Genomic DNA, 6,057 nt, shown 5'->3' with positions numbered 1-6,057 from the left:
AATAAGTGAATAGTTACTGTAAATTTTATATATATAATACTTGAAAATATAAAAATTAAAGTATATTAGTAAAGTATTTTAAAAAATATATAATGAAAAAATGGTAAAGTTATAATAACAATTAAAGAAAAACAGAATATGTAAAGTATTTAACTACAGATATTTTAATATTTGTGGTGATTATAGTAAGATGTTTTTAGTATTCTATGTATTAAGTCGTATTTACAAGGGACATAGATTATAAAAGATATGATATAGTGAATTATAAAGTGATATGGAGAAAGGTTGGAATATATGAAATATACACCAATGGTGGAGCAGTATTTAAAAATAAAAAAAGATTATCAAGACATGTTTTTATTTTATCGTCTTGGTGATTTTTATGAAATGTTTTTTGATGATGCGATTAAGGCATCAAAAATTTTAGAAATTACATTGACGGCACGTGAGGGGGGAGCGGAGAAAATACCGATGTGCGGTGTTCCTTTTCATTCTTCAGCGAATTACATTGATATTTTGGTAAATAATGGATATAAAGTAGCTATTTGTGAACAGGTATCAGAGCCGGGACAGGGCAAAATAGTAGAAAGAAAAGTTGTTCAAGTTGTTACCCCCGGTACTTATATGAATTATAAAAATTATGATGAAAATAATTTTTTAGGTTGCGTTTATGTAAAAGATAACAAAATTTATTTTTCATTTTGCGATATTATGACGGGCGACAGTAGTTGTACCGTTCTTGATAATATGACGGAATTACAAGATGAGATTTTTAAAAATAATATTAAAGAGATAGTTAGTATTAGGGGGCAAAAACTGAACATCAATGCTTATATAACAGAAGTGGAGTTTAATCCGTCTGTAGAAAAAAATGTTACTGCCGATATAGAAGATGATAATCTTCGATTGTGCTGTGATACCCTATTGGAGTATATAGAAAAAACTCAATATAAAGATGTATCAAGTTTAAAAAAATTTGAAATATATTTTAAAAATAAATTTATGTATATGACTAACTATTCAATAAAAAATCTTGAAGTAACACAAAATATGGCAAATGGTGGCAAAAAGGGTTCATTGCTTAGTATAATTGATAAAACGTCAACAGCAGCGGGTTCTAGAAAATTGAAAAAATGGTTGGAAAATCCATTGTTAAATATTAGTGAAATAAAAGTTCGTCAACAATTAGTAGAAGACTTCGTTAAACATTACTTTGAAAAATCTGATGTAAAAATGTATTTAAAAGAGGTTTACGATCTTGAGAGAATAGCAACAAAAGTGTCTTATAATATGGTTAGTCCCAGAGAACTTTTGAATTTGAAAAAAACATTGGAGCAAATTCCAAATATTAAGAACTTACTGTTGAGTTTTAATTCAAAAAAATTAGTTGAGATAGCAAATGGAATTGATGAGTTAGCGGATCTTGCAGAATATTTGGAAAATACTATCGATGACGATGCCGGACAGACTATAAAAGAAGGAAGTGTCATAAAAGCAGGTTTTAACGCTGAACTTGACAGTTACAAAAATGCCAGTAAGAATGGAAATAAAATACTTCTTGAAATCGAAAAGCGTGAGAAAGAAAGAACCGGTTTGAAAAATTTAAAAATAGGATATAATAAAGTTTTCGGTTATTATATAGAAATATCTAAAGTGGGGCTTAAAAGTGTAGACCCAACAGAATTCGGTTATCATAGGAAACAAACTTTGTCAAATTGTGAGAGATTTATTTCGGAAGAGTTAAAAGAGGTTGAAGAACATATTATTAATTCGAAAACAAAAATTGAGGAATTGGAATTAAAATTATTTCAAGAAATTAAAACAAAGATTTACAGTTTTATACCAAGACTCCAAAAAGTTGCTAGTACATTAAGTGATATTGATGTTTTTATTTCATTGTCTGATGTAGCGGAAGAATATAGTTATGTAAAACCGATTTTTAATGATAACAATGAAATAAAAATAGTTGAGGGACGTCATCCTATTGTTGAAAGAAATGTCAGTGCAGATAGTTATATAAGTAACGATTGTATGGTATCTTCCGATAATAACATTTTGCTGATAACCGGTCCGAATATGTCAGGAAAATCTACATATATGAGACAACTTGCACTTATAGTAATATTAGCACAGATAGGTTCTTTTGTTCCTGCTACGATGGCAAATCTTCCAATTTTTGATAAAATATTTACAAGAATAGGGGCAAGTGATGATTTAGCCGGTGGGAAATCTACATTTATGGTTGAAATGATGGAAGCAAAGAATGCTTTAGTAGAATCAACTAAAAACTCATTGCTGATTTTTGATGAAATAGGTAGAGGTACTTCAACTTATGACGGTATTGCACTTGCACAATCTATCCTAGAATATATTAATAATACTATTAAATGTAAAACATTATTTTCAACACATTATCATGAACTTACAAAATTAGAACATAAAGAACAAGGAATAAAAAATATTCATGTATCAGCAAAAGAAGATCATGGAGAACTGATATTTTTATATAAAATAAAAGAAGGTCCAATAGAAAAAAGCTATGGTATTCATGTAGCTAAATTAGCGCAATTACCGGCTGATATAATAACTTGTGCAAATAATATTTTAACAAAATTAGAAGCGGGTGTATCAGATAATAGTGATGTTGTAAGGAAAGATGTTCAAAAAAATGGAGAAGAAATTAATGAAATTTCTAATAAAGTAAAAATTATTGAAACTCAACGAAATAAAATTGAATTATTAGAAAAACAATTAAACCATGCCAATGAATTGAACAAAAATATTCAGAAAAGAGTTAAAGAAAATAAAAAAGAGTATACTAAATTACAATTAGATTTTGGAGAAGAAAGTGAAGAATTAAAATTTGTTAAGGAAAAATTAAATTCTGTAAATTTTATAGAAACAACTCCATTTGAAGCATTTAATTTGTTATATGAATTACAAAAAAAAATAAACAAGGGGGAATAATGTATTGGGAAAAATAAATATACTGTCTGCGGAATTATCAAATAAAATAGCAGCTGGAGAAGTGGTGGAAAGACCTTCTTCCGTTGTTAAAGAATTATTGGAAAATTCAATTGATGCCGGTAGTACAAATATTAAAATTATAATAAAAGAATTCGGAATTAAACAAATAAGAATTATTGATAACGGTAGTGGCATTAGCAATGATGATTTAGGAAAAGCTTTTTTAAGACATGCCACAAGTAAAATTAATAATGATTATGACTTGTTTCATATAGATACATTAGGCTTTAGAGGCGAAGCGCTCGCAAGTATAGCTTCTGTAAGTAAAGTTATTATAAAAAGCTGTAGTGGTGAAACGCAAGGGAAGATGATGACGCTGGAGTCAGGTAAAGTCGTTAAAGATGAATGGTATGCTCCTATAAAAGGGACTGATATAAGTGTTGAAAACTTATTTTATAAGACGCCTGCAAGGTTAAAATATTTAAGAAATCCGCACACTGAACAAGCCAATATAATGAAAGTTATTAATAAATTTGCTCTCTCGTATCCAAATATAGCTTTTGAGGTGCATGTAGACGAAAAAATATTATTAAAAACCTATGGTGATGGCAATATTCACAAGATTATATCAAAAATATATAATATGACCGTAGCTAAAAATATGATAGAATTTTCCGGTAGCAATGATGATTATGAAATAAAAGGATATATTTCCGTTCCGGAAGAAACACGTGCCAGTAAAAACTATATTAATATATTCATTAATGGGAGATATATAAGGAATTATATTATTCAAAATTCAATCGTCGCTGCCTATGGTACTTTGCTTATGAAAAATCGTTATCCGCTTTGTATTATAGATATAAGAATGAATCCGATTTTGCTTGATGTTAATGTTCATCCAACAAAACAAGAAGTGAGATTATCAAAAGAAGCAGAGTTGGTAACTTTGATAAAACGAGTTATTTTTGATAGATTAAGTAACTATACTTATATTCCACAGGGAATGAACAATGTATTGACAAAAAAAGAAAAAGAACATATAGAAAAAATAAATTTTTTAGAAGAATTAGATAATAAATTTATTATAAAAGAAAATGAATTTAATTTCGGAGATAAAGAAGATTTAAAATTAATAAAAAAAAATTATGATAACAAAGAAAATTCAATTTATGATACAACCGATTCAAAATTAAAATTCACACCAAATCCACAACTAAGAAGAAAAAATTCAAATAATGAAAAACCTACAGCAAAAGAAATTGAAAACTTTATGAATTTTTCTAAAAAGGAAGAATTCGATGATTATAGTAGCAGAGAAGAAATTAATGTTGAAACTGACTTTGAAATAAATAAAGAAATAAATTATAAACAAGAAACAGAAACTAAAACCAAAATATTACCCGATTTAAAGGTTCTTGCACAAATATTTAAAACATATATATTGGCAGAAGCCGATAATAAAATATTTTTAATAGATCAGCATGCAGCAGCGGAACGTTATAACTATGAAAAATTACAAAAAGAATTTTCTCAGAAAGCCAATTATAAAAAACAACTTTTAGTTCCGCTTATGTTTAATTTTTCTGTAGAGGAAGTTGCTGATATAAAGAGTAATATGGAAAAATTCAAGGAACTAGGTATAGAATTTGAAGAATTTGGAAATAATTCGTATGTGGTACGTGAATTTCCGCTTTGGGCTGCTGAAGAAAGCGAAGAAGTTATCAAGACAGTAGTTGATAAAGTTTTAAATAATAGGAATATAACATTAGTAGAATTGCGCAATGATGCGTTGGCAATGGCAAGCTGTAAAATGTCTATTAAAGCTAATCAGGTGCTAAATGACCTGGAAATGAATAAAGCTATAAGTGACCTTTACAAATGTGAAAATCCATTTACCTGTCCACATGGCAGACCGATTATCACCAAAATGGATAAAAAAGATTTAGAAAAAATGTTTAAACGGATTGTTTAGGAGGTAGAGATGAACAAAATACCTTTAATAGCAATGGTAGGCCCAACAGCTGTAGGAAAAACAGAACAAAGCATAAAACTTTCAAAAAAATTAAACTGTGAAATTATTTCTATAGATAGCGTTCAAATATATAAATATTTTAATATAGGATCTGCAAAAGTGACTAAAGAAGAGATGGGGGGAGTAATTCATCATTTAATAGATGAATTAGAACCGTCAGATAGTTGTTCTGTTTATGATTTTCAAAAATTGGCAAGAAAAAAAATAGAAGAAGTGTATAATAAAGGTAAGTTACCTTTATTAATCGGTGGGACAGGTTTTTATATGAACGCAGTGTTGAATGATTATAATTTCAGTGAATTGGCTTATATTGGAGAAGTTACACCGGAGGAAGCAAAGATTTATTTAAAAGAAAATGATCCGGAAACATATAAAAGTATTGATCTGGAAAATAGTCGCCGAGTTATTAATGCTTATAATTATGCAATATCAGAAAAAAAATCTATTGTGCATAATAAAAATGGAAATAAAATTTTTGAAAAATATAATCCTTATATAATAATTTTAAATAGAGATAGAGAAGAACTATATAAGAGAATTAATCGTAGAGTAGAAATAATGTTTGAAACAGGTTTAGAACAAGAAGTTAAAGATATTATAGAGAAATATGGAAAAAATCTTCAACCGCTGGGAGCAATAGGTTATAAAGAGATGTTACCTTACTTGGCAGGTGAAGTGGATAAAGATTTAACGATAAATAATATTGCGAAAAATTCTCGTCATTATGCTAAGCGTCAATTAACATGGTTCAGAAATAAGATGAATGGGACTTGGTATAATGTAATTGATGAAAAATTAACGGAAAATATAGAAACTGATATTAGAAAATTTTTTCAAATAAATTAATAATAAGTGATAATACGGAGAATATCGAAAAATTCTCCGTAAATTACTACTTAATAAAAAATTTTTACTAATAAGTATATTATCTTACAGCATAAATTTATTTATAAGATAAGTTGTAAAATAAAAAAATTTTATAAAAAGTATTGACAACAACAAGCAAAAATGATAAACTAGTACACGTCTTCAAGAAAGAAGACGAACAATAAAAG

Annotated in this window: 3 protein-coding genes; all 3 read left to right on the top strand. The window is 27.9% G+C overall.

Features of this window, described 5'->3' with window-relative positions:
• Nucleotides 1-294: 294 nt before the first annotated feature.
• The 3 genes from mutS to miaA are packed head-to-tail and all read left to right on the top strand — an operon-like array spanning nt 295 to nt 5,848.
• A complete protein-coding gene (mutS, locus tag HMPREF1983_RS04515) occupies nt 295-2,967 on the top strand; it encodes a DNA mismatch repair protein MutS (protein ID WP_021753117.1) in 2,673 nt (890 codons plus the stop codon).
• Between the two features lie 4 nt (nt 2,968-2,971).
• Complete coding sequence (gene mutL / locus HMPREF1983_RS04510; protein WP_021753116.1) at nt 2,972-4,942, top strand: DNA mismatch repair endonuclease MutL; 1,971 nt, start codon at nt 2,972-2,974, stop codon at nt 4,940-4,942.
• Between the two features lie 9 nt (nt 4,943-4,951).
• Entirely contained in the window at nt 4,952-5,848 is an 897-nt protein-coding gene (miaA, locus tag HMPREF1983_RS04505) for a tRNA (adenosine(37)-N6)-dimethylallyltransferase MiaA (RefSeq protein WP_021753115.1), read from the top strand.
• The last annotated feature ends 209 nt before the right edge of the window (nt 5,849-6,057 follow it).

This window comes from Gemella bergeri ATCC 700627 (assembly GCF_000469465.1).
GTDB lineage: Bacteria > Bacillota > Bacilli > Staphylococcales > Gemellaceae > Gemella > Gemella bergeri.
The sequence above is the reverse complement of the archived record's forward strand: the minus strand, read 5'-3'. Positions and strand labels throughout refer to the sequence as shown.